Origin of the sequence: Microbacterium thalassium (genome assembly GCF_014208045.1) — a bacterium.
In the GTDB taxonomy this organism is placed as follows: domain Bacteria; phylum Actinomycetota; class Actinomycetes; order Actinomycetales; family Microbacteriaceae; genus Microbacterium; species Microbacterium thalassium.
The window spans coordinates 1,258,223-1,280,015 of record NZ_JACHML010000001.1; the positions used below are offsets into that span (position 1 = coordinate 1,258,223).

Annotated in this window: 17 protein-coding genes; 10 read left to right on the forward strand and 7 right to left on the reverse strand. The window is 71.1% G+C overall.

Going from position 1 to position 21,793, the window contains the following annotated elements; all coding sequences use genetic code 11:
* Positions 1–3 precede the first annotated feature (3 nt).
* Genes HD594_RS05875 through HD594_RS05885 form a run of 3 tightly spaced genes read left to right on the forward strand, consistent with a single transcriptional unit; the run spans position 4 to position 6,240 of the window.
* Positions 4–2,463, forward strand: coding sequence for a glycoside hydrolase family 3 C-terminal domain-containing protein (locus HD594_RS05875; protein WP_221446562.1), 2,460 nt, complete (start codon positions 4–6; stop codon positions 2,461–2,463).
* Positions 2,464–2,470: 7 nt separating this feature from the next.
* On the forward strand, positions 2,471–5,203 hold the full coding sequence (locus HD594_RS05880) for a glycoside hydrolase family 3 protein (protein ID WP_184750063.1): 2,733 nt from the start codon (positions 2,471–2,473) through the stop codon (positions 5,201–5,203).
* The gene (locus HD594_RS05885) at positions 5,203–6,240 is read left to right on the forward strand and encodes a CE1 family esterase (protein WP_184750064.1); all 1,038 of its coding nucleotides are present in this window, start codon (positions 5,203–5,205) and stop codon (positions 6,238–6,240) included. The genes HD594_RS05880 and HD594_RS05885 overlap by 1 nt, the downstream gene beginning before the upstream one ends.
* 91 nt (positions 6,241–6,331) lie before the next feature.
* Here HD594_RS05885 and HD594_RS05890 read toward each other — a convergent pair whose 3' ends face one another.
* The 4 genes from HD594_RS05890 to HD594_RS05905 are packed head-to-tail and all read right to left on the reverse strand — an operon-like array spanning position 6,332 to position 10,541.
* On the reverse strand, positions 6,332–7,681 hold the full coding sequence (locus HD594_RS05890; RefSeq protein ID WP_184752601.1) for an MFS transporter: 1,350 nt from the start codon (positions 7,679–7,681) through the stop codon (positions 6,332–6,334).
* 5 nt (positions 7,682–7,686) lie between these two features.
* Positions 7,687–8,145: a MarR family winged helix-turn-helix transcriptional regulator gene (locus HD594_RS05895; RefSeq protein ID WP_184750065.1), complete on the reverse strand. Its 459-nt coding sequence runs from the start codon at positions 8,143–8,145 to the stop codon at positions 7,687–7,689.
* A gap of 48 nt (positions 8,146–8,193) precedes the next feature.
* Positions 8,194–9,804, reverse strand: a complete 1,611-nt coding sequence (locus HD594_RS05900) for a DHA2 family efflux MFS transporter permease subunit (protein ID WP_184750066.1) — start codon at positions 9,802–9,804, stop codon at positions 8,194–8,196.
* A 53-nt stretch (positions 9,805–9,857) separates the two neighbouring features.
* A complete protein-coding gene (locus tag HD594_RS05905; protein ID WP_184750067.1) occupies positions 9,858–10,541 on the reverse strand; it encodes a hypothetical protein in 684 nt (227 codons plus the stop codon).
* Positions 10,542–10,670: 129 nt separating this feature from the next.
* Between HD594_RS05905 and HD594_RS05910 the strand changes: the two genes are divergently transcribed.
* The 4 genes from HD594_RS05910 to HD594_RS05925 all read left to right on the forward strand — a co-directional run bounded on the left by HD594_RS05910 (position 10,671) and on the right by HD594_RS05925 (position 13,996).
* Entirely contained in the window at positions 10,671–11,522 is an 852-nt protein-coding gene (locus HD594_RS05910; RefSeq protein ID WP_184750068.1) for an alpha/beta hydrolase, read from the forward strand.
* Positions 11,523–11,654: 132 nt separating this feature from the next.
* Entirely contained in the window at positions 11,655–11,984 is a 330-nt protein-coding gene (locus tag HD594_RS05915; RefSeq protein ID WP_184750069.1) for a hypothetical protein, read from the forward strand.
* Between the two features lie 81 nt (positions 11,985–12,065).
* On the forward strand, positions 12,066–13,115 hold the full coding sequence (locus HD594_RS05920; protein ID WP_184750070.1) for a lipoate-protein ligase LplAB: 1,050 nt from the start codon (positions 12,066–12,068) through the stop codon (positions 13,113–13,115).
* A complete protein-coding gene (locus HD594_RS05925; RefSeq protein ID WP_184750071.1) occupies positions 13,094–13,996 on the forward strand; it encodes a DNA-methyltransferase in 903 nt (300 codons plus the stop codon). The genes HD594_RS05920 and HD594_RS05925 overlap by 22 nt, the downstream gene beginning before the upstream one ends.
* A gap of 13 nt (positions 13,997–14,009) precedes the next feature.
* On the opposite strand, the gene HD594_RS05930 is transcribed toward HD594_RS05925, so the two are convergent.
* Positions 14,010–14,753, reverse strand: a complete 744-nt coding sequence (locus HD594_RS05930) for a hypothetical protein (protein ID WP_184750072.1) — start codon at positions 14,751–14,753, stop codon at positions 14,010–14,012.
* Positions 14,754–14,844: 91 nt separating this feature from the next.
* Here HD594_RS05930 and HD594_RS05935 point away from each other — a divergent pair, with 91 nt between their 5' ends.
* Positions 14,845–15,831, forward strand: a complete 987-nt coding sequence (locus HD594_RS05935; protein WP_184750073.1) for an LLM class F420-dependent oxidoreductase — start codon at positions 14,845–14,847, stop codon at positions 15,829–15,831.
* Between the two features lie 6 nt (positions 15,832–15,837).
* Here the strand turns inward: HD594_RS05935 and HD594_RS05940 are convergent, their stop codons facing one another.
* Together HD594_RS05940 and HD594_RS05945 are read right to left on the reverse strand one after the other, a co-directional pair.
* Positions 15,838–17,316, reverse strand: coding sequence for a carboxylesterase/lipase family protein (locus HD594_RS05940; RefSeq protein WP_184750074.1), 1,479 nt, complete (start codon positions 17,314–17,316; stop codon positions 15,838–15,840).
* The gene (locus HD594_RS05945; RefSeq protein WP_184750075.1) at positions 17,313–17,933 is read right to left on the reverse strand and encodes a TetR/AcrR family transcriptional regulator; all 621 of its coding nucleotides are present in this window, start codon (positions 17,931–17,933) and stop codon (positions 17,313–17,315) included. Before HD594_RS05945 ends, HD594_RS05940 begins: the two co-directional genes overlap by 4 nt.
* A 103-nt stretch (positions 17,934–18,036) precedes the next feature.
* Between HD594_RS05945 and HD594_RS05950 the strand changes: the two genes are divergently transcribed.
* Positions 18,037–19,347 carry an MFS transporter gene (locus HD594_RS05950; protein ID WP_184750076.1) on the forward strand — a complete coding sequence of 437 codons (1,311 nt, stop codon included), beginning with the start codon at positions 18,037–18,039 and terminating at the stop codon, positions 19,345–19,347.
* A gap of 66 nt (positions 19,348–19,413) precedes the next feature.
* A complete protein-coding gene (locus tag HD594_RS05955) occupies positions 19,414–21,729 on the forward strand; it encodes a glycoside hydrolase family 3 C-terminal domain-containing protein (protein WP_184750077.1) in 2,316 nt (771 codons plus the stop codon).
* Positions 21,730–21,793 lie beyond the last annotated feature (64 nt).

The following is a 21,793-nucleotide window of genomic DNA, read 5'->3' on the forward strand; positions in this document are numbered from 1 at the left end:
AACGTGACCGATGTAGACACCCGACAGCACCGGAATCGCGAGAATCCGCCCGTCGATCCGCGCCGCTCGCGGATGACCCTCGCCGAGAAGGCGTCGCTCATGTCGGGCGCGAATTTCTGGAACACCAAGCCGGTGGACCGGCTCGGCATCCCGTCGATCATGCTCACCGACGGCCCCCACGGCCTGCGCAAGCAGGGCGGTGCGGCAGACCATCTCGGGCTCAACGCGAGCCTGCCCGCGACGTGCTTCCCGACCGCCGCGACGCTGGCCAACACGTGGGACGTCGACCTCCTCGGCCGTGTGGGCGCGGCGCTCGGCGCCGAAGCCGCCGCGGAGAAGGTCAGCGTCCTGCTCGGCCCGGGGCTTAACATCAAGCGCAATCCCCTCGGTGGTCGCAGCTTCGAGTACTTCTCCGAGGACCCGGTCCTGTCGGGGACGCTTGCGGCCGCCATGATCCGCGGCATCCAGTCCCGCGGCGTCGCGGCGTGCCCCAAGCACTTCGCGGTCAACAGCCAGGAGACCCACCGCATGAGCATCGACGAGGTCGTCGACGAGCGCGCGCTGCACGAGCTGTACCTCGAGGGATTCCGCATCGCGATCACGCAGGGCGATGCGTGGACCCTGATGAGCTCGTACAACAAGGTCAACGGCACGTACGCGAACGAGAACCGCGAGCTGCTCGACGACATCCTGCGTCGTCGCTGGGGGTTCGACGGGCTCGTCGTCACGGACTGGGGCGGCAACAACGACCGCGTCGCCGGCGTCGTCGCGGGGAACGCGCTCGAGATGCCGTCGACGGACGGCGTCACCGACCGCGAGGTCCTGCACGCCGTCGAGCGCGGCGAGCTCGATGAGTCGATCCTCGACGCGCGGGTCGACGAGGTGCTCGCGCTCATCGACCGCACGACGCCCACGGAAACGCCGGCGGTGGACCACGACCGTCATCACGAGCTCGCGATCGAGGCGGCCCGACGCTCGATCGTGCTCGCGTCGAATGACCGTGGCACGCTGCCGCTCGGGCCGGCGTCGGGCCGTGTCGCCGTCATCGGCGACTTCGCCGCGCGGCCGCGGTACCAGGGCGCCGGCAGCTCGCTGGTCAACCCGACGCGCGTGGACGCGCCGCTGGACGCCCTGCGCGACTCGGGCCTGGACATCATCGGGTACGAGGCCGGCTTCCGCCGCCGCGACATCGCGTCGCGGCGCCTGCGCGCCCGGGCCGTGCGGCTCGCGAAGCGCGCAGACGTCGTCCTGCTCTTCGTCGGCCTCGACGAATCCGCCGAGGCCGAGGCCGTCGACCGCGCCCACATGCGCCTCGCCGGCAATCAGCTCGAGCTCGCTCGTGAACTCATCGCCCTCGGCGTGCGGGTGGTCGCGGTCGTCGCGGGCGGCGCCCCGGTCGAGCTTCCATTCGCCGACGACGTCGACGCCGTCGTGCTCGGCTACCTCGGCGGGCAGGGCCTCGGCCCGGCGATCGCCGACGTGCTGACCGGCCGCGCGAATCCCGGCGGAAGGCTCGCCGAGACCTACCCGCTGCGCTATGCGGATGTTCCCAGCGCCGCCTCCTTCGCGCGCACCGAGGCGACCAGCGAGCACCGCGAGAGCATCTACCTCGGCTACCGCTACTACGACAAGGTCGGCGCGCCGGTGCGCTACCCGTTCGGCCACGGCCTGAGCTACACGTCGTTCGCGTACTCCGACCTGCGCGCGGATGCCGCATCCGCCCGCGTCACCGTCACCAACACCGGCGACCGCGCGGGCCACGAGACCGTGCAGCTGTACGTCGAGGCTCCGGATGCCGCGCGCGGCCAGTTCCGCGCCCCGCGCGAACTCGGCGGCTTCGCGACCGTCCGGCTCGACCCGGGCGAGAGCGCCACCGTGGAGGTCCGGTTCGCCGACCACGCCTTCCACGTGTTCGACACCGGCGCCCACGAGTGGCGGATCGCGCCCGGCGCCTACGCGGTGCTGGCCGGTGCGTCCTCGCGCGACATCCGGCTGCGCGCCGACGTCGTGATCGACGGCGAGCCGCTCGCGGTCTGCGATGCGCCGGCGCTCCCGCACTACACCAGCGGGCGCGTGGACGATGTGCCGGACGACGAGTACGCGGCCCTGCTCGGCCGCGCGCTCCCGACGGCGACCTGGCCGACCGATCGCCCCCTCACGCGCGACGACATCATCGCGCAGACGAAGGGGCGAGGCGGCTTTGCGAGCGTGCTCCACACGCTCATCGAAACGACGAGCCGTGCGCTCATGCTGCTGGGCCGGCCCCACGCGGCGAACAACGTGCGGTTCGTGCTCGACCTGCCCTTCCGGTCGGTCGAGCGGATGTCAGGAGGCCGCGTCGACGCCGACATGCTCGACGGCTTCCTGCTGATGGTCAACGGCCGATTCCTGCGCGGCATCCGCCACGCGTGGTCGGCCTGGCGCACGCGCCGCACCGAGGCGCGCGTCGCCGGTGAGAACTGAGAGAGACATGGCAACACGGAAAGAGATCAAGACCGACGCCCGCACGCGGCTCGCCGAGGAGAAGGCGGCCGCGAAGGAGCGTCGCGCCGAGCTGAAGGCGATGACGCCCGAGGAGCGGTCGGAGGCCAAGGCCGCCGACCGCGCCGCGGCACGCGCCGCGCAGCAGGAGCGCAAGGCCGCGCGCGCGTCGATGAATCGCGCCGAGCGCCGCGAGGCGAAGCGCCGCGAGCGCGCCTACAAGCGGACCAAGCACCGCCCCCGCCGACTGGTCGGCTGGGGCATCGGAACCGTCGCGGTCGTGGGCGTCGTGGTCCTGGTAGCGCCGTACGCGTCGGGCATCGCCCGCAGCGCCGCCCTCACGTTCACCGACGACACGCCGGCGGCGGCCGCCGCCCGCGAGGCCGCAGTTCCCGTGGCCGAGGCCGTCTCGGACGAGGGCATCGTGCTCCTCAAGAACGAGGACGAGGTGCTCCCGCTCTCGGACGGCACCGTCAACGTCTTCTCGTTCGCGTCCTTCAACCTCCAACTCGGCGGCGGCGGCTCGGGCGGCGGCGCCTCGGAGGGCGCGCCGACCCTGTACGAGGCCCTCGAAGCGCAGGGCGTGACGTGCAACCAGGAGCTGTACGCCGTCATGGAGGATGCCGGTGCGGAGCACGAGGTCGGTTCGTCCAACGCCTTCGTGCAGATCGCCGGTGCCCTCATCGGCGGCGACGAGGGGGAGCCGGCGCCCGACTATCTGACCGACGACGTCATGGCGCAGGCCGCAGGGTTCTCGGACACCGCGATCGTCGTCGTCGGGAACGCCGGATCCGAGGGGTCCGACTTCACCGCCGACACGCTGCGCCTCAGCGAGGAGCAGACGGCTCTGCTCGACCGCGTGACGGCGAGCATCCCGAACGTCATCGTGGTCGTCAACTCGGGCAACCAGATGGAGCTCGGCTTCCTCGACGAGTACCCCGAGATCACGGGCGCCGTCTGGATCGGCACCCCCGGACCGCAGGGCGCCGTCTCGCTCGCGAAGGTGCTGACCGGCGAGGTCAACCCGTCGGGCCGCCTCACCGACACCTACGCCTACGACGTCGAGTCCGCCCCCGCGACGGAGAACCTCGGCGACTACTCGTACGAGAACGTCGGGCGCGCCTTCCTCGACTACGAAGAGGGCATCTATGTCGGCTACCGCTACTACGAGACCCGCTACGCGGGCGACGCGGCCTACGACCAGATCGTCCAGTTCCCGTTCGGCTATGGGCTGAGCTACACGACGTTCGACTGGACCGACGCGCAGGTCACCGTCGGCGACGAGGTCGTCATGGTCGACGTGACGGTGACCAACACCGGCGACGTGGCGGGCAAGGACGTCGTCGAAGTGTACTTCGCAGCGCCGTACACCCCCGGCGGCATCGAGAAGTCGGCGATCGAGCTCGCCGGCTATGCCAAGACGTCGCTGCTCGAGCCCGGGCAGACCGAGACCGTCGCGGTGACCTTCGCGACGCGCGACATGTCGTCGTGGAGCGAGGACGCCCAGGCCTACGTCCTCGAGAAGGGCGACTACGACATCGTCGTGGGCACCGACGTGAGCAGCCCCGTGTTCACCGTCGGGACCACCGTCGGCGCCGAGGTCGTCTACGACACCGACGACGCGACGGGCGAGAGCCTGGAGAGCCTGTTCGACGACGCCGAGGGCGACCTCACGTACCTGTCGCGCGACGACTGGGACGGAACCTACCCCACGACGCCCGAGGGCGACACCGTGGCATCCGACGAGCTGCTCGCGCTGATGAACCCCGAGCTCGTTCCCGTCACGGAGGGCGAGGCGCCGGCCTACGGTGCCGACAACGGCCTGATGCTCGAGGACCTGAAGGGTCTCGACTACGACGACCCGCAGTGGGAGGTCTTCCTCGACCAGCTGACCCTCGAGGAGCAGATCGACCTCTTCTCGTACGGCGCGTACCTCACCGAGTCGGTGGACCGTCTCGGCATCCCCGCGATCACGATGCTCGACAGCCCCGCGGGCCTGAACTCGCTGTTCAGCTCGCTGGACTCGGCGTTCTACCCGTCCGAGATCGTCATCGCGTCGACCTGGAACGACGCGCTCGCCTACGAGGTCGGCGCCTCGGTGGCCGCTGAGGCGGCGGCCTACGGCATCGACGTCTGGTACGCGCCGGGCATGAACCTGCACCGCACGGCGATGGGCGGACGCGACTTCGAGTACTTCTCAGAGGACCCGCTGCTCAGCGGCAAGATGGCCGCCGGCATGGTGTCGGGCGCCGAGGAGAACGGTCTGCCGACCACGATGAAGCACTTCGCGCTCAACGACCAGGAGGTCAACGCGCGCTCGGGCATCAACGTGTTCGTGTCCGAGCAGGCGCTCCGCGAGCTGTACCTGCGCCCGTTCGAGATCACGGTCAAGGAGTCGCCCGTGTCGGGCGCCATGTCCTCGTTCATCAACATCGGCGGCGTGTGGGCCGGCGGCAACGGGGAGCTGCTGCAGGATGTGCTCCGCGACGAGTGGGGCTTCGAGGGCTTCGTCATCACCGACGCCGTCCTGGGCGGATGGATGGACCCCGTGCAGGCGGCCCTGAACGGGAACGACCTGATGCTCGCGGCGCTGAACCCCAGCGGGACGGCCTCCACCATGGCCCAGGCGGCCGAGGAGGACCCGATCGGCATCGGAAACGCCCTGCGCGACCGCGTCCACGCCGTGCTGTTCACCGTGCTCAAGACGAACCAGTTCGCCTGATGGACACCGTGGAGAGGGACAGCGACAGGGCGGAGATCGACGTCACCGCCCCCGCCCGCCGGCCCCGCCGCCGGCTGCGTAAGGCGCTCATCATCACCGGCTCGGTTCTCGGCGCGATCGTGCTGTCCCTCGGGGCGCTCGCCGCGTGGTTCCTGTACGCCGCCGCGCCGGCCGAGCCCGAGCTGGACGCCGACGTCGTCCGCAGCTCGATCGAGGTCGACGGGATGGCGCGCGAGTACGTCGCCGTCGTCCCGGCGGACCTCCCCGCCGATGCGCCGGTGGTGTTCGCGTTCCACGGATCGCGGATGGATGCCGAGGGCATGCGCGCGGCATCCGGCTATCGCTTCGACGAACTCGCGGCGGAGCGCGGCTTCGTCGCGGTCTATCCCGAGGGCTACGAGCAGACGTGGCACGACTGCCGTGCCACGACGCCCTACCCGGCGCGCGAAGACGACGTCGACGACGTCGCCTTCGTCGAGGCGATGGTCGCCGATCTGACCGACGCGTACGGCACGAGCACCGAACGGGTGTTCGCGACGGGCCTGTCGAACGGCGGACACATGTCGCTGCGTCTCGCGACCGAGGCCCCGGACGTCGTGCACGGCGTGGCAGCCTTCGCCGCGGCGTACCCGGCGGACGAGAGCAACGTGTGCGAGTGGGAGGGCGAGGCCGTCCCGACGATGCTCGTACTCGGCACCGCAGACCCGATCAACCCGTTCGACGGCGGTGATGCCGGCACGTTCGGCGGATCGCTGGGCACGGTGCTCTCGGCGGACGACAGCGCCGCATTCCTCGCGGACCGCGCCGGCGATGCCACCACGGCCGAGGTCGCGGCGTACGCGAACGCGGATGCCGCGGGCGAGACCGACGTCACCCGCACGGTCTACGGCGGTGACGCGCCCGTCGTCCTGTTCGCGGTCGAGGGCGGCGGCCACGTCGTCCCGAACCCGACGTACGCGCAGCCGCGTGTCATGGGAGCGACGACGTCCCACCTCGACGGCCCGCTCGCGGCGGTCGACTTCTTCGGCATCGACTGATTCGACGGGATGGCCCCCGGCCCGGCGGAAAGCCGAGCCGGGGGCTTTCTCGTCCTGGGCGTCAGCCCGTGGTCCGCGGGAGGCGCCTGCCTCAGCTCGCGGTGTGCGGCACGCGGCGCTCCGGCAGCTCCGGCAGCGTGATCGGCGAGGTCGTGGCGACCTCTTCGCTGAAGTCCTCGGGCACGGCGTCGACGACCGAGACGGGGCGGGTCTCGTCGATCGTGAGCCGGAAGCGCTTCTCCTCGTGGCGGCGCACACGTCCCGACGACAGCATCCAGACCGCCCCGATCGCGAACGCGCCGAGGACGGCGATGCCGCCCACGGTGATCGCGACGCGGGGCCCGAAGGTCGAGGCCACCCAGCCGGTGATGGGCGCGCCGATGGGCGTGCTGCCCATGATGACCGCCATGTACAGCGCGAGCACGCGCCCGCGCAGGGCCGGGTCGGTCGTGGTCTGCACGTAGCCGTTCGCGGTGGTCAGCATCGTCACGGTCGAGAAGCCGACGAACACCAGCGCGAGGGCGTACAGCCCGTAGGTCGGCATCACGGCGGACACCAGCGACGCCACACCGAACCCGCCGGCGGCGAGCACCATGACGCGCACGCGGGCGCGGTCGCGGCGGGCCGCCAGCAGGGCACCCGCGAACGAGCCGATCGCGAGGATCGAGCTGAGCAGCCCGTAGCCGTCGGCCTCCTGGCCGAACTCCAGGGCCATCGTCGAGGCGAAGATCGGGAAGTTCATGCCGAACGCGCCGAGGAGGAACACCATGATGAACGCCACGCGCAGATCGGGGCGGCCCCAGACGTAGCGGAAGCCCTCCGACAGGCGCGCGCGACCCGTCTGCCGCACGCGGGGCACGAGCTCGCGGGAGTGCATGGCACTCAGAGCGAGGATCATCGCGAGGAACGTCACGGCGTTGATGACGAAGACCCAGCCGGTCCCGACGGCGACGATCAGCAGACCGCCGACGGCCGGGCCGATGAGGCGGGCGAGGTTGAAGGACGCCGAATTGAGCGCGATCGCGTTCGAGGCGTGCTCGCGGGAGACCACATCCGACACGAAGGCCTGGCGGGCCGGCGCGTCGAACGCGTTGGCGACGCCGAAGGCCGCCGCGAAGCCGAACATGATGGGGAGAGTCATGACCCCGGTGAGCAGCAGCACACCGGCTCCGGTCGCCAGCAGCAGCAGGGCGGACTGCGTGACGAACAGGATGCGGCGCCTGTCGAAGCGGTCAGCCACCCAGCCCGTCAGGCTGACGAGGACCAGCGGCGGCCCGAACTGCAGCGCCATCGTCACGCCCATCGCGGCGGCGTTGTTGTCGGTGAGCTCGGTGAGGACGACCCAGTCCTGGGCGGTCGCCTGCATCCATCCGCCGATGTTCGACACGAGCGCGCCGAGGAACCAGATGCGGTAGTTGAAGGTCGTGAAAGACCGGAACATGGACTTCACTTGGCCGCCGCCTCCTCCATGATCGCCGCGGCCCGCGCGAGGGCGGCACGGTCGGCGTCGTCGAGGTCGGCGAGCACCTCTTCCACCCACGCGTCACGGCGTCGCACGGTCTCTTCGACGACCTCGAGGCCCGCCTCGGTGAGCGAGACGTTGACCTTGCGGCGGTCGTCCTCGTCGGGAGCGCGCTGCACCCACCCCGACTCCTCGAGGCAGTTCACGGTGCGGTTCATCGACGGGGCCGTCACGCGCTCGCGCTCGGCGAGTTCGCCCAGGCTGTGGGCTCCGTACACCTTGAGCACCGCGAGCACGGCGAACTGCCCGTCGCTCATCGCGTCGATCGCGCGCTCGGCGCGCAGACGCCGCGCGAAGCGGAACACCGCCATGCGCAGGTCGGCCGCGGCCGGTGCGAGGACGTCGTGATCGGCGGGGGGAGCGGGGGCGGCGGAGTCGTTCATGCGATTCGTTAGCCTAGCTCATTAGCCTTGCTAACGAAAGTTCGCGGATCAGGCCGGCGGTGACTCGGCGGCCTCCTCCGCGCGTGTCCGGCGCGGCTCGCCGCGCCCGAGCGCCAGCGTCGCGAAGAGCCCGATCGTGAGGAATCCTGCGGCGGTGAACGCCGACAGGCGCGTGCCGTCGCTGAACGCGGTCTTGGCGTCCTCGGCGATGTCGGCCGTCTCGGGCGACTGCTCCAGCCCCTCGATCGCGGCGCCGGCGCTGTCGACGACCGACGAGACGATCGCGTCGCGCTGGTCGGCCGGGACACCGCGGTCGTCGAGGAGCCCGCCGAGGATGCCGCCGGTGCTGGTGAACAGCACCGTTCCGAGGATCGCGATGCCCAGGGCCGAGCCGACCTGGCGCGACGTGGACTGGGTGCCTGACCCCTGCCCCGACAGGTCGACCGGGACATCCTCGAGGATGACCCCCGTCAGCTGCGCCGTCGCGAGCCCCACGCCGAACCCGTAGACCGCGAGGGCGGGGATGAGCCAGCCCCACGCGGCATCCGGTCCGATCACCAGGCCGACCCAGGCGACGCCGATGATCTCGGCGACGATGCCGGCGCGGACGATGAGGACGGGGCGCACGCGGCCGCTGAGGCCCCCGGCGAATCCGCTCGCGAGGAACGAGCCGCCGGCCAGCGCGAGCAGGATCAGCCCGGTCTGCAGCGCGTCGAAGCCGAGGACGAACTGCAGCCACAGCGGCAGCGACAGGATCAGCCCGAATTCGCCGAGCGAGACCACGAGGGCGGCGACGTTGCCGTTGCGGAACGACGAGATCGTGAACAGCGACGGCTCGAGCAGCGTGCCCAGCCCGGCGCGGCTCCGGCGCAGCTCCCACCAGACGAACACGGCGAGCGCGACCGCCGAGATCGCGAACGCGATCGGGACGGGCGAGATAGACCAGTCCCACGTGAAGGATCCGAGATCGATGGGTTCGTTCGCCTCCCACCAGCCGTAGCTGCGGCCCTCGATGAGGCCGAACACGAGAGTTCCGAACAGCACGACCGACAGGGCGGCGCCGAGGACGTCGAGGCCCTTATGGCTGTGCTCCCGCGACTCGGCGATCGTAAGCGAGACGCCGATGAGGATCAGGATGCCGAGGGGGATGTTGATGCCGAACGCCCACCGCCACGAGAACTCGGTGGTGAGCCAGCCGCCCAGCAGGGGGCCGACCGCCGCCATGCCCCCGATGGTGGATCCCCACACGGCGAAGGCGATGCCGCGCTCGCGGCCGCGGAAGGTCGCGTTGATGAGCGACAGCGTCGTCGGCAGCATCATCGCGCCGCCGACGCCCTGCACCAGCCGCGCGAGGATCAGCAGGCCGCCGGTGGGGGCGAGTGCGGCGAAGACCGAGGAGACGGCGAAGATGACGACGCCGATCAGCAGCATCCGCTTGCGTCCCCAGCGGTCGGCGAAGCTGCCGAAGAGCAGCAGCAGCGACGCGAACACGAGCGTGTACGCCTCCTGCACCCACTGCACCTCGGTCGAAGTGATGCCCAGGTCGTCCACGATCGAGGGGATGGCGACGTTGACGATCGTCGAGTCGACGATGATCAGCGACACCGCGATGCTGATGAAGACGAGGCCGGCCCAGCGCCGCGCGAACATATCCGTCATGATTCGCTAGATTATCTAGCGATATCGGCCAGCGCCAGGACCGATCCTCGGAATCATCCCGAATTCGCCCGGTCCCGCTCCGTCCCGCTGCGGGATGCGGCGCGTTCGGCCGCTTCGAGTCGCGTCTGCAGGGTGCTGACCTGATCGGTCGCGCCGAAGCCGCCCGCTCCCGCGTCGGCGCCGCCGGCTCCGAGCCGGCCGCGCAGGTCCTCGAGACCCGCGACGGCATCCTGCGCGCCGGTGAGGCGATCGGCGGGCACATCCCCAAGCCCGGCGAGGTACTCCGTCGCCGCGTCGCCGAGTGCTGCGAGGTAGGCCGAGAGTTCGTCCTCGAGGGCGTCGAGCGAGGCGTCGAGCTCGGCCAGCCAGGCGTTCAGCTCCTCCACATCGCTCGAGAGAGCGGATGCCGCGGCCGCACTCGCGGATGCGGCTTCGGCCGCCTGCTCGAGCGCCGCCGTCGCCGCCGCCAGTTCGGCGTCCGAGGGAAGGTCCATCGCCGCCACCACGGCGAGTGCGTCCTCGACGTCGGCGACATCCGCCTGGGCCTGCGCCGAGGTGTCGGTGACCTCGTCGGCGAGATCGTCCGCCGGGACAGGAGTCGCCGCGGCGGCCGGGGGTGCATCGGCGCTGCGGCTGAGAGCGACGCCGATCGCCGCGCCTCCCGCGACGAGAGCGAGCGCGGCGATCACCGCCACCGCGATGCCGACGGCACGTGCGTTCCCGGTGTGTGCGCTCATGGGGTCGAGCCTAGGGAAGCCGCAGCGTGCGGGCGTCGTCCCGCGGGTGCAGATCCTGCCGGCGGCATACCGCGGACGGAGTACGAACTCTCGCCGGCGGACCGCGGCGCATTGCCTAGACTCGTGCGCATGCCCGAGTTCATCGATGCACACGGCATCGCGATCGTCTACGACGTCCACCCGGCGAAGACCGCTCCGCGAGCGGTCGTCCAGATTCTGCACGGCGTGGGCGAGCACGCCGGCCGATACGGAGCGCTCATCGACGCCCTCACCGCCGACGGCTACACGGTGTACGCGGACGATCATCGAGGCCACGGGCGCACCGGAATGAAGCAGCACGACGGCGACGCGTCGAAGCTGGGCAGGCTCGGCCCCGGAGGCCTGAGCGCGGCCGAAGACGCGCTCTGGCGGCTCACGCGCATCATCCGGGACGAGAACCCCGGCCTTCCGCTGGTCCTCCTCGGCCACTCGTGGGGGTCGTTCATGGCGCAGAAGCTGGTCAACCACCACCCGGACGCCTACGACGCGCTGGTGCTCAGCGGATCCTCGGTGCGCTGGCCGGGCTACCTCAACGCCGGAGACCTCAACGCCCGCTGGAACGCGCCCGACGCCCACGGTGCCGAGTGGCTCTCGTCGGATCAGTCCGTCGGGAAGGCGTTCGTCGACGACCCGCTCACCACCCTGACGCCGCTGCAGAAGCTGTTCGGACTGCTCGACACGGTCCGCATGCTGGGGTGGCCGCGGACGAACCTCGGGCGCGACATCCCGGCGCTGCTCATGGTCGGGCGCGACGATCCGCTGGGCGGTCCGCGCAGCGTCCACCGCCTCGCGAAGGCGTACCGCGAGCGCTCGGGGCTCAGTGACATCACGACTCTCGTGTACCCGGACGCCCGCCACGAGATCTTCAACGAGGTGATGCAGCAGGAGGTGCGCGCCGACCTGCTGGCGTGGCTCGACAGGCATTTCGCCATCCGGGTCTGACCGCCGATAGCAGGTCCGAGAGCGCGCTGTCCAGCCCTCCCCGCCGATGCGGGGCCCGCGTCCGACCGTGGCTAGGCTGACCCGCGCTCGCCGAACCCGCGGCGGGCTGAAAAGCGAGAAAGGCCACCACCCGTGATCACTCTCAGCTGGCTCCTGCTCATCGCCCTCGTCGGCGGCGTCCTCGCCCTCGTCGACGGCGTGCTGCGGCTGCGCGGTCGCGGCGGCACGGTCCTCGGCATCATCGAGGTCGTCGTCGCGGCGCTGTTCCTGCTCTCCCTGTTCGTCACCGGCATCCCGTTCGGATCGACGGTCCTCGCGGTCGCCGTGATGATCGTGCTCGTCATCGGGCTGATCCTGCGCGGGCGGGCGGCCGTCGCGCTGACGGTCGCGGCGCTCGTCGTCCTGGCCGTCTGGATCGTGCTCGTCAACGACTGGCTGATCGTCCCCGGTCTCAACGGCTGACCGCCGCCGTCGCGACGCGGCCCGGGGCTCCTGCGGGAGACCGGGCCGCGTCGTCGTTCCGGCGCTGACTAGGCTGAATCCATGCACGGCGAGTACAAGGTGCCCGGGGGGAAGCTGGTCGTCGTCGACCTCGAAGAGCGCGACGGGCGCATCGCGGACTTCCATCTGGCGGGCGACTTCTTCCTCGAACCCGACGAGGCGCTGGACGACATCGACGCCGCGGTCAACGGGCTGCCGGTCGAATCGGATGTCGCGGCCATCGCCGCCGCCGTGCGCGCCGCGCTCCCCGCGGGCGCCCAGCTGCTCGGCTTCACGCCCGAGGCCGTCGGCACCGCCGTGAGACGGGCGCTGGTGACGGCTCCCGGCTGGCGCGAGTTCGACTGGGAGATCGTCCACGAGCGTCCGGTGTCGCCGATGATGAACCTGGCCCTGGACGAGGTGCTGACAGGCCGTGTCGGCGCCGGGCGTCGCAGGCCCACCCTGCGCATGTGGGAGTGGGACGAGTCGGCCGTGGTCATCGGATCGTTCCAGTCGTTCCGCAACGAGGTCGACCCCGAGGGCGCAGCACGCCACGGCTTCGACGTCGTGCGCCGCATCTCGGGCGGCGGCGCGATGATGATGGGCGCCAATGCGATCATCACCTACTCGCTCTATGTTCCGGCCGAGCTCGTCGCCGGCATGACGTTCGCCGACTCGTACGCGTATCTCGACGACTGGGTGCTCCAGGCGCTGCGCTCACTCGGCATCGAGGCGGTCTACCAGCCGCTCAACGACATCGCCTCACCGCAGGGAAAGATCGGCGGGGCGGCGCAGAAGCGTCTCGCGAACGGCGGTGTGCTGCACCACGCGACGCTGAGCTACGACATGGACGGCCAGATGATGACCGAGGTGCTGCGCATCGGACGCGAGAAGCTCAGCGACAAGGGCACGACGTCGGCCGCCAAGCGCGTCGACCCGCTCCGGCGACAGACGGGTCTGCCCCGCGAGGCGATCATCCAGAAGCTGAAGGACACGTTCGCGCATCTCTACGGGGCCGTGCCGGGCGGGATCGCGGACGACGAGTACGCCGAGGCCGAGGCGCTGGTCGAGTCGAAGTTCGCCACCGACGCATGGCTCCATCGGGTGCCGTGAGCAGCGCCGCCGCCGGCGAGCCCGAGGCCGCCCGGGGCGCGGTCGAGATCCATCAGGGCGACAACCTCGCCGTGGCCCGCTCTTTCGACGACGGATCGTTCACGCTCGTCTACCTCGACCCGCCGTTCAACACCGGCCGAGCACGCGAACGCGCCGTCGAGACCGCGCGCCCGGTGGGCGAGGAGCCCGGCATCGTGCGCCGCGGGTTCCACGGCCGCGAGTACGAGCGGCTGCGCGGCGACCTGCGCACCTACGACGACCGGTTCGACGACTACTGGGGCTTCCTCGAACCCCGCCTCGCCGAGGCGTGGCGGCTGCTCGCCGACGACGGCACCCTGTACGTCCACCTGGACTACCGCGAGGCGCACTACGCGAAGGTGCTGATGGACGCGCTCTTCGGCCGCGAGCGGTTCCTCAACGAGCTGATCTGGGCGTACGACTTCGGGGGCAAGACCCGCCGGCGCTGGCCGACCAAGCACGACACGATCCTCGTGTACGTGAAGGACCCCGATCGCTACTGGTTCGACTCCGAGACCGTCGACCGCGAGCCGTACATGGCGCCGGGGCTCGTCACGCCCGAGAAGGCCGAGCGGGGAAAGCTCCCCACCGATGTCTGGTGGCACACCATCGTCCCCACCACGGGGCGTGAGAAGACGGGCTATCCGACGCAGAAGCCCGAGGGGGTCCTGCGACGCATCGTGCAGGCCTCGAGCCGGCCCGGCGACCGCGTGCTCGACCTGTTCGCCGGCAGCGGCACGACCGGCGCGGTCGCGTCGGCCCTCGGCCGCGACGCCGTGCTCGTCGACGACAACCCCGAGGCGGTCGAGGTCATGCGCGCCCGGATGCCGCACGCGCGCGTCGTGACCGCGCCCGCCGGCTGAGCGGACGTCCCCCTTACGGACGCAGTTCGCGCCACGCGGCCAGGTTGTGCACCGCGATGCCGGCGAAGCCCGGCAGCCGGGCGAACTCGAGGGCGACCGCCGACGTGTGGCGCGCGAGCGCGTCGCGGCCGTCGTCGTGGAACGTCGTCTCGGGCCGCGGAGACGGCACCGTGTCGACGCCCACCCGGAACGTCCTCGCGCGGCCGGCTGCGACAGCGACGGCGGCATCCGCCTCATCCGCGATCGCCGCAGCGGTGTCCCGGAAGGCCATGATCGTGACGCGGTCGGCGGCCCGCACCGCCTGGTCGAAACCCGCCGGATGCGTCCGCGCGACCCAGCCCGGCAGATCCACCTCGACGGGCAGACCGCGCGAAGCGGCGGCGACGGCCGAGACGGTCCGCGCGAGACCGGTCAGGAGCACGTCCGCGTGCGTCGTCCACTCCGGAAGCGCCCACGGCTCGATGTCGAGGTGGACGCTCGTGAACATGCCGGACGCCGTCGCCCGATCGGCCCACGCGGCGGCGGCGTCGGCATCCGTCGACCAGGTCGCATCACCGCCCAGGCACGCCGCGCGGATCCCCCGCCCGCCGAGCGCGCGCACATGCGCGGCCGTCGCCCGGGTCGGCCCCGCCCACGGCACGCTCACCCACGCGTCGCGCACCATGTTGCGTGCGGCGAACGACGCGAGGTCGGCGGGCGTCGCGGGTCGGGACGCCTCGGTCCACAGCCAGGCGGACCGCGCGAACCACATGTCCACGCGGCCAGGCTAGCCAGGGGGCCCGCATCCAGGTGCGCCCCGCGCCGGTCCGGCCTGTTCAGGTGGGCGGGGCGCTCCTAGGCTGAGCCCCATGCGATTCGGAATCTTCATCCCGCAGGGCTGGCGTCACGACCTCGTCGGCATCGAGACCGCCGACCACTGGAGGGTCATGGCGACCCTCGCTCAGCACGCCGACCAGGGCCCGTGGGAGTCCCTGTGGGTGTACGACCACTTCCACACCGTCCCGATCCCGTCCGAGGAGGCCACGCACGAGGCCTGGACGCTGATGTCGGCGTTCGCCGCGGCGACCGAGCGCATCCGGCTCGGCCAGATGTGCACGTGCATGGGCTACCGCAACCCGGCCTACCTGGCGAAGGTCGCCGCGACGGTCGACATGATCTCGGGCGGCCGAGTCGAGATGGGCATCGGCGGCGGCTGGTACGAGCACGAGTGGCGCGCCTACGGCTACGGGTTCCCCGCGATCGGCGATCGGCTGGGGATGCTCGACGAGGGCGTCGACATCATGCGGCAGGCGTGGTCGACGGGTACGGCGACGCTCGACGGCACGCACTACCAGGTCGACGGCGCGATCGTGCGGCCGCTCCCGCTGCAGGACGGCGGCATCCCGATCTGGATCGCCGGGGGCGGCGAGAAGGTGACGCTGAAGATCGCCGCGAAGTACGCCGACTACACCAACTGGTCGTCGGTGCCCGAGGAGTTCAGCCACAAGCGCTCCGTCTTCGAGGGGCACTGCGCCGCGATCGGGCGCGATCCGGGCGAGGTCGTGATGACCGCCAACTTCAACACGGTCGTCGGCGAGACCGAGGGTGAGGTCGAGGAGCGACTGGACCGCATCGAGGCGCGGCTCGCCCCGTTCCTCGGCGACAGGACCGAGGCGTACATGGCCGACTACCGCTCGCGTCGCGCGCTCGTCGGCACGATCGAGCAGGTGTCGGAGCGGCTCGACGACATGCGCGCCCGGGGCCTGGCCTACGCCATCCACTACTTCCCGGAGCACGCGTACGACCGGTCAGGCGTCGACCTGTTCGAGCGCGACGTCATCCCGTCGCTGCGCTAATCCGCCTCAGACCAGGGCGTGCACGCTGGCGTACCCGTCGGCGTGCACACCCGAGGCCGCACCGTCGTCGAACACGCGGGTGCTGCCGGTCGAGCGCGACCACGGCTCCCAGCCGGGATCGCCGTCGCGGATGAGGGCGACCGCGCTGCCGTGGACTGCGTCGGCGAGCGCGGCAGGCGGTGAGTCGCCCGCGATGGCGGCGACCCCGGGCGCGTCGAGGCAGTCGAACCAGAACGGGACGTCCACGCAGTGGATCGCCCAGCCGAACGTGGGGGAGGCCCACGAGAACCGGTAGACCCACGTGGGCGCGGCGGCGCGGGCGCGGGCCACGCGCACCACCGATGACCGGAAGACCGCGTCGCTGACGAACCGCCCGAGCAGCGCCGCGGCGCTCGTGCCGCGGTGAGCCCGGTTGGCGTCGAGGTACGCGTCGACCGACGCCGGATCCGTCAGCAGGAGCGCCAGGGCGGGGGCTGGGTCGACGTCGTCGCCCATGGCGGCGGTGACCATCGTGAACTCGTCGTCGGTGGCGCCGAGGACGAGCGGCTTGTCGGCGCCGACGCCGTCGCGGATCGCCTCGATCGTCGGGCGGACGATGAGGTCGCCGTCGATGGCCGGTCCCCACGCCAGCCCGTCTTCGATCATCGCCACGATGGGACCCAGCGCGCTCGTCGACGCGGGAGCGGCCACCTGCTGCTGGAGATCCCTCAGCCTGTCCTCGGGAACCGTGGCGAAGCCGGCGCGCGTGGCGGGCACGCCGGCGAGCCGGGCGAGCTCCGCCGACAGCTGCTGCGCCCGCCCGGGGGAGATGTCGCGCAGCGGGCCCGACAGCGACCACGCGGCGTGGAACAGGTGCTGCGCCGCCGGCATCCCGAGCAGGGTGAGGACGGCGCCGCCGCCGGCGGACTGGCCGGCGATGGTCACGCGTCCCGGATCGCCCCCGAACGCGGCGATGTTCTGCCGCACCCACTCGAGCGCCGCGAGCCAGTCGCGCACGCCGCGGTTGGAGGGGGCGCCGTCGATGTGGCCGAAGCCGTCGAAGCCGAGGCGGTACGACACGACGACAGTGACGATGCCGTCGCGGCTGAACGACGCGCCGTCGTACCAGGGGCTCGCGGGCGATCCCGACACGAAGCCGCCGCCGTGGATGTACACGAGCACCGGAAGCGCGGCGTCGGCCTCGCCCGGGCGAGGCGTGAAGACGTTGACGTTGAGCGTGCTGTCGCCGGGCACGCTGGGCTCGGGGATCAGGGTGATGCCGGTGTCGCCGCGCTGCGGCGTCGCGCCGTGGTCCGCCGCGTCGAGGATGCCGTCCCAGGGCTCGACGGCGACCGGGGCGGCGAACCTCAGATCGCCGACCGGCGGCTGGGCGAACGGGATGCCGAGGAACGCCGCGCTCGCGGCCTCCGTGCCCGGGGTGCCGCGCCAGCGGCCGCGCACCGACCCGCTCCCGATCCGGACGATGGGCTCTCCTGCGGCGGTCACGAGGTCTCCTTCGGGTCGCCGGCGGGGACGCTCGGGTCGAGGGCGCGGAACATCGCTTCAACGGTGCCGGCCATGTCCGTCGACGGATCCTGCATCCACTGCAGCTGCAGGCCGTCGGCGACGGCCTGCACGATGCGGGCGAGCGTCTCGGCGTCGACGACGTCGGTGAGCCGGCCCTCGGCCTGGAGAGCACGCAGACCATCCGCGAAGCTCGCGCGCAGGGCGGAGTTGCGGTCGACGAAGTAGCGATGCGCGGGGTGGGACGTATCGGCGGCGTCCACGGCCATGCGCGAGTACAGCTGCACGAGTCCGGGGACGTCGGCGTTGTGCCGGATGACCCCCACGAAGCCGTCCCGCAGACCATCCGGGCTCACGACCTCGCTGCTGCCACCGTAGGCGCGGGCATCGACCTCGTCGCGCTTGCGGAGGATCTCGGTGAAGAGCTCCTCCTTGCTGTCGAAGTAATGCAGGAGCCCCGCCTGGCTGAGCCCGACGGCGTCCGCGAGCTCTTTCACCGACGCCCCGCGGTAGCCCTCTCGGGCGATGACGTCCAGTGAGCGCTCGAGGATCTCCTCGCGCTTGGCCACGCCCTTCGCATAGGAACCTCTTCGTGCCATGACGCCAGTAAACCGAATGATGCTTGATTTCTCAAAACCAAATGTCATAAGGTTTTTATGCGTGCACGCGGACGTGCACATCCACCCGAAGAGAGAACCGCTCATGACGACGACGTCAGACCCGAACGACATCACCGCTGTCGCCCCCGACACGCAGACCGATCTCGCCTTCATCGAGGGTGCCGCCGGCACCGACGACCCGCCCGCCCCGAAGAAGGGCATCCGGCGCCTCCTGATCTGGGTGCTCCCGGCCAACATCTCGATCTTCATCCTCTGGGGCGCCATCCCGGGCATCCTGCTGCCGCAGCAGATCACGCTGCTGGACGAGGCGAACAAGGTCGGCAACCTCGCGATCGCCGCGACGATCGGCGCCTTCGCGGCCATGATCGCGCAGCCGATCGCCGGGCAGATCTCCGACCGCACCCGCTCGCGCTTCGGCCGCCGTGCGCCGTGGATGATGATCGGCGTCCTCGCCGGGGCTCTGGCGCTGGTCGGACTCGCGTTCGCGAGCAGCCTGTGGGGCATCGTCCTGGCGTGGACGCTCGTCCAGATCGCCTACAACGTCGCGCAGGGCCCGCTGTCCGCGATCATGCCCGACCGGGTTCCCGTCAAGCGCCGTGGGACCTTCGCCGCCCTCACCGGCATCGGGATCATGGTCGGCGCGCTCGGCGGGCAGATCATCGGCTCCCTGTTCTTCGAGTCGATCACGGTCGGCTACATCTTCTTCGCCGTCTTCGCCGTCGTCATGATGGCGCTGTTCAACCTCTTCAACCCGGACTACCCCAGTACCGACCTCGAGGTCGAGCCGTTCAAGCTCCGCGACTTCCTCAGCACGTTCTGGGTGAACCCCATCACGCACCCCGACTTCTTCTGGGCGTTCACCGGTCGGCTGCTCCTGTACACCGGCTACTTCGCCGTCACCGGGTATCAGCTGTTCCTGCTCACCGACTACATCGGCATCGACGCTCCGCAGACCGTCATCCCGCTGCTGGGTCTGCTGAGCCTCGGCGGCATCCTGCTCGCGACCGCGATCTCGGGGCCCCTGTCGGACAAGCTCGGCCGCCGGAAGGTCTTCGTGTTCGCCTCGTCGGTCGTCGTGGGCGTCGCCCTGGTGATCCCGTGGGTCTCGCCCACGTTCGAGGCATGGATGCTGTTCACGGTGCTCGCGGGCTTCGGGTTCGGCATGTTCCAGGCCGTCGACACCGCGCTGATGAGCGAGGTGCTCCCGTCGGCGAAGTCGTTCGCGAAGGACCTCGGCGTCGTGAACATCGCCGCCACCCTGCCGCAGACCCTCGCCCCCGGCGTGGCCGGGGTGATCGTCCTCGCCTTCGGGTTCGCGGGGCTGTTCCCCGTGGGCATCGTGCTCAGCATCCTGGGCGCGTTCGCCGTGTGGCCGATCAAGGCCGTCAAGTGACCTCGGGATGCCGCGGCCGCCGCGCCGCGGCATCCCCCCGACTCGTGAACCACTGAAAGGAACCCCATGACCGACACGACACTGGCCGCGGAGTCTGCCTCCGCCACGACCGTCGCCGACCTCACCCTCGAGGAGAAGGCGTCGCTGACCAGCGGCGCGAGCTTCTGGTACACCAAGCCCATCGAGCGCGTCGGCATCCCCGGGATCATGGTGACCGACGGGCCCCACGGTCTGCGGAAGCAGGCCCAGTCCGGCGACCACCTGGGCCTCGGCGGCAGCGTGCCCGCCACGTGCTTCCCGCCGGCCGTCGGCCTCGGGTCGTCGTGGGACGTCGACCTCGTCGAGCGCGTCGGCGAGGCCCTGGGCATCGAGACCGCCATCGAGAACGTCGGCGTGCTGCTCGGCCCCGGCATCAACATCAAGCGCTCGCCGCTGTGCGGCCGCAACTTCGAGTACCTCTCGGAGGACCCGATCGTCTCGGGCGTCATCGGCGCGGCGCTGGTGACGGGCATCCAGTCGAAGGGCGTCGGCACCTCGCTCAAGCACTTCGCGGCCAACAACCAGGAGCACGACCGCATGCGGGCGAGCTCCGACATCGACGAGCGGCCGCTGCGCGAGATCTACCTGCGCGGCTTCCAGCGGGTCGTCGAGGACGCGCAGCCGTGGACCGTCATGTGCTCGTACAACCGCATCAACGGCGTGTACGCGTCGGAGGACCCGTGGCTGCTGACGAAGGTGCTGCGCGACGAGTGGGGCTTCGAGGGCCTGGTCGTCTCGGACTGGGGCGCTGTCAACGAGCGCGTCGCCGGTGTCGCCGCGGGGCTCGACCTCGAGATGCCGTCGTCGAACGGCGTCACCGACGCGCAGATCGTCGCTGCGGTCCAGGACGGCTCGCTCGACGAGTCCGTCGTCGATGTCGCCGCCGGGCGCGTGCTCGACCTCGTGCGCAAGGCCACCGAGGGTGCCGGGTCGGCGGACGGCCCGCTCGACGTCGAGGCGCACCACGCGCTCGCCCGTGAGGCCGCCGGCCGCTCGATCGTGCTGCTGAAGAACGAGGGCGCGCTGCTGCCGCTGGAGAAGGGCGCGAAGCTCGCCGTCATCGGCGAGTTCGCCGAGAAGCCCCGCTACCAGGGCGCGGGCTCGTCGATGATCAACCCGACGCGCCTGGACACCGCGCTCGACGAGATCCGCGCGCTCGCGGCCGGCGACGTGGCGTACGCGAAGGGCTTCTCGCTCTCGCCGCAGGCGCCGACGCAGGACGAGCTCGCCGCGTGGCGGGATGAGGCCGTGGCCGCAGCGGCCGCAGCCGAGACCGCCGTGGTGTTCCTGGGTCTTCCCGCCCGTCTGGAGTCCGAGGGCTACGACCGCAGCGACATCGACATCCCCGCCGAGCAGCTCGAACTGCTCGACGCCGTCGTCGCGGCGAACCCGCGGACCGTGGCGGTGCTCTCCAACGGCGGCGTCGTGGCTCTGCCCTTCGCCGACCGCGTGCCGGCGATCCTCGAGGGCTGGCTGCTGGGGCAGGCGGGCGGCGGCGCGACCGCCGACGTGCTGTTCGGCGACGTCACCCCCTCGGGCAAGCTCACCGAGACGATCCCGATGCGGCTCGAGGACACCCCGGCGTACCTCGACTTTCCCGGCGAGTTCTCGCACGTGCGCTACGGCGAAGGCCTGTTCGTGGGCTACCGGTGGTACGACGCCCGTCGCATGGACGTGGCGTTCCCGTTCGGCCACGGGCTGTCGTACACGACCTTCGCCTATTCGGATGCCGCGACGGCGACGACCGAGGCCGGCGACCTCGAGGTGCGCGTCACGGTGACGAACACCGGCGAGCGCGCCGGCCGCGAGGTCGTGCAGGTCTACACGTCGCTGCCGGTGAGCGCGGTGCAGCGCCCGGAGCGCGAGCTCAAGGCGTTCGCGTCGGTCGCGCTCGAGCCGGGCGAAAGCGGCGAGGTCGTGCTGGTCGTGCGCCGCAAGGATCTCGCCTACTGGGACATCCGCACCGACAGCTGGATCGTCGAGGGCGGGCCGTACACGATCGACATCGCGGCATCGAGCCGCGACATCCGCGTCTCCGTCACGGCGGAGGTCGCCGGCGATGCGCTCGCCCTGCCGCTGACGCGGAACTCCTCGCTCGCCGAGGTGTTCGCCCACCCCGTGGCGGGGCCCGTCGTGCAGCAGGCGATGGCCGCCATGATGAGCGGCATGGCCGAGAGCGGCGCCGCGGACATCATGCCCGAGGGCGTCGACTTCACCGAGATGATGGGGTCGTTCCCGATCGGGCGCCTCGGCATGATGTCGGGCATGAGCCCCGACGGCGCCGGCATCACTCCCGAGATGATCGACGGCCTCATCGCGATGGGCAACGCCCCGCAGGAGTGATCGCACCGGACGCACGGTGAATACGGCAGGTCGTGCCGCCCCCGGTGGGAGGCGGCACGACCTG

Excerpts from the sequence above, each read along its gene's own strand:
- HD594_RS05880 (WP_184750063.1), top strand. The coding sequence starts at position 2,471 with ATGGCAACACGGAAAGAGATCAAGACCGACGCCCGCACGCGGCTCGCC.
- HD594_RS05885 (WP_184750064.1), top strand. The coding sequence starts at position 5,203 with ATGGACACCGTGGAGAGGGACAGCGACAGGGCGGAGATCGACGTCACC.
- HD594_RS05890 (WP_184752601.1), bottom strand. The coding sequence starts at position 7,681 with ATGTTCCGGTCTTTCACGACCTTCAACTACCGCATCTGGTTCCTCGGC.
- HD594_RS05895 (WP_184750065.1), bottom strand. The coding sequence starts at position 8,145 with ATGAACGACTCCGCCGCCCCCGCTCCCCCCGCCGATCACGACGTCCTC.
- HD594_RS05900 (WP_184750066.1), bottom strand. The coding sequence starts at position 9,804 with ATGACGGATATGTTCGCGCGGCGCTGGGCCGGCCTCGTCTTCATCAGC.
- HD594_RS05905 (WP_184750067.1), bottom strand. The coding sequence starts at position 10,541 with ATGAGCGCACACACCGGGAACGCACGTGCCGTCGGCATCGCGGTGGCG.
- HD594_RS05910 (WP_184750068.1), top strand. The coding sequence starts at position 10,671 with ATGCCCGAGTTCATCGATGCACACGGCATCGCGATCGTCTACGACGTC.
- HD594_RS05920 (WP_184750070.1), top strand. The coding sequence starts at position 12,066 with ATGCACGGCGAGTACAAGGTGCCCGGGGGGAAGCTGGTCGTCGTCGAC.
- HD594_RS05925 (WP_184750071.1), top strand. The coding sequence starts at position 13,094 with ATGGCTCCATCGGGTGCCGTGAGCAGCGCCGCCGCCGGCGAGCCCGAG.
- HD594_RS05935 (WP_184750073.1), top strand. The coding sequence starts at position 14,845 with ATGCGATTCGGAATCTTCATCCCGCAGGGCTGGCGTCACGACCTCGTC.
- HD594_RS05945 (WP_184750075.1), bottom strand. The coding sequence starts at position 17,933 with ATGGCACGAAGAGGTTCCTATGCGAAGGGCGTGGCCAAGCGCGAGGAG.
- HD594_RS05950 (WP_184750076.1), top strand. The coding sequence starts at position 18,037 with ATGACGACGACGTCAGACCCGAACGACATCACCGCTGTCGCCCCCGAC.
- HD594_RS05955 (WP_184750077.1), top strand. The coding sequence starts at position 19,414 with ATGACCGACACGACACTGGCCGCGGAGTCTGCCTCCGCCACGACCGTC.